The following is a 1,546-nucleotide window of genomic DNA, read 5'->3' as shown; positions in this document are numbered from 1 at the left end:
CCCCGTTATGTTCTTCGCGGTCCTGCAATGGGGCCGCTGGCCTCCGGGTCCGGCATGACTGTGTCCCCCTGTCGAAGGCATGACCTGGGGGGTGGTGTCACCGGGCCCGAGGGGTGCCGTCGGAGACGCTGATGAGAGGTCCGACCACCGCCTGGCCGGGCGCAACGCCCGGCCGCTCGCGGGCGGCAGGTCTGCATAACGTGGATGCGCGAGTACGACACCGATGCCAAGGCCAGAGCCGCACCGAAGGAGTGGAGACACAGTGTTCGACACCGGCGACGTGGGCGTGTTCCTCGGTCTGGACGTCGGCAAGACCGCTCATCACGGCCACGGGCTGACCCCGGCCGGGAAGAAGGTCTTCGACAAGCAGCTGCCCAACAGCGAGCCGAAGCTGCGGGCCGTGTTCGACAAGCTGGCCGCCAAGTTCGGCAGCGTTCTGGTGATCGTGGACCAGCCCGCCTCCATCGGCGCCCTCCCGCTCACCGTCGCCCGCGACGCGGGCTGCAAGGTCGCCTACCTGCCCGGCCTGGCCATGCGCCGGATCGCCGACCTCTACCCAGGTGAGGCGAAGACCGACGCCAAGGACGCCGCCGTGATCGCGGACGCCGCCCGCACCATGCCCCACACCCTGCGCTCGCTGGAACTGACCGACGAGATCACCGCCGAACTGACCGTGCTCGTCGGCTTCGACCAGGACCTCGCGGCCGAGGCCACCCGCACCTCCAACCGGATACGCGGCCTGCTCACCCAGTTCCACCCCAGTCTGGAACGCGTCCTCGGACCCCGCCTCGACCACCAGGCCGTCACCTGGCTCCTCGAACGCCACGGATCCCCGGCCGCCCTGCGCAAGGCCGGCCGCCGCAGGCTCGTGGAGGTGATCCGCCCGAAAGCGCCGCGCATGGCCCAGCGGCTGATCGACGACGTCTTCGACGCACTCGACGAACAGACCGTAGTCGTCCCCGGAACCGGCACCCTCGACATCGTCGTGCCCTCCCTGGCGGCCTCTCTGGCCGCCGTCCACACCCAGCGCCGGGCCCTGGAAGCCCAGATCAGCGCCCTGCTGGAGGCCCACCCTCTTTCCCCGGTCCTGACGTCGATGCCCGGCGTCGGCGTCAGGACCGCCGCAGTCCTGCTGGTCACCGTCGGCGACGCAACCAGCTTCCCCACCGCCGCCCACCTCGCCTCCTACGCCGGCCTGGCCCCGGCCACGAAGTCGTCCGGGACCTCGATCCACGGCGAACACGCACCCCGAGGCGGAAACCGGCAGCTCAAACGGGCCATGTTCCTCTCGGCCTTCGCCTGCATGAACGCCGACCCCGCCTCCCGCACCTACTACGACCGCCAGCGAGCCCGCGGCAAAACCCATACCCAGGCCCTCCTCCGCCTCGCCCGCCAACGCATCAGCGTCCTGTTCGCCATGCTCCGCGACGGCACCTTCTACGAACCCCGCGTCCCCAAGGACGTCGAGCTCGCCGCATGACCCCAACAAGCCACACCACCCCAAAACAACCCTGGGCGCCTTGACGAAAGACATAGAGGCACCCCC

Annotated in this window: 1 protein-coding gene; it reads left to right on the top strand. The window is 70.0% G+C overall.

Annotated features, from left to right (window positions below; all coding sequences use genetic code 11):
* Window positions 1-262: 262 nt before the first annotated feature.
* The gene (locus AC51EU_RS30440; RefSeq protein WP_496270317.1) at window positions 263-1,480 is read left to right on the top strand and encodes an IS110 family RNA-guided transposase; all 1,218 of its coding nucleotides are present in this window, start codon (window positions 263-265) and stop codon (window positions 1,478-1,480) included.
* The last annotated feature ends 66 nt before the right edge of the window (window positions 1,481-1,546 follow it).

The sequence above is a fragment of the Candidatus Streptomyces philanthi genome, assembly GCF_059553635.1.
The sequence above is the reverse complement of the archived record's forward strand: the minus strand, read 5'-3'. Positions and strand labels throughout refer to the sequence as shown.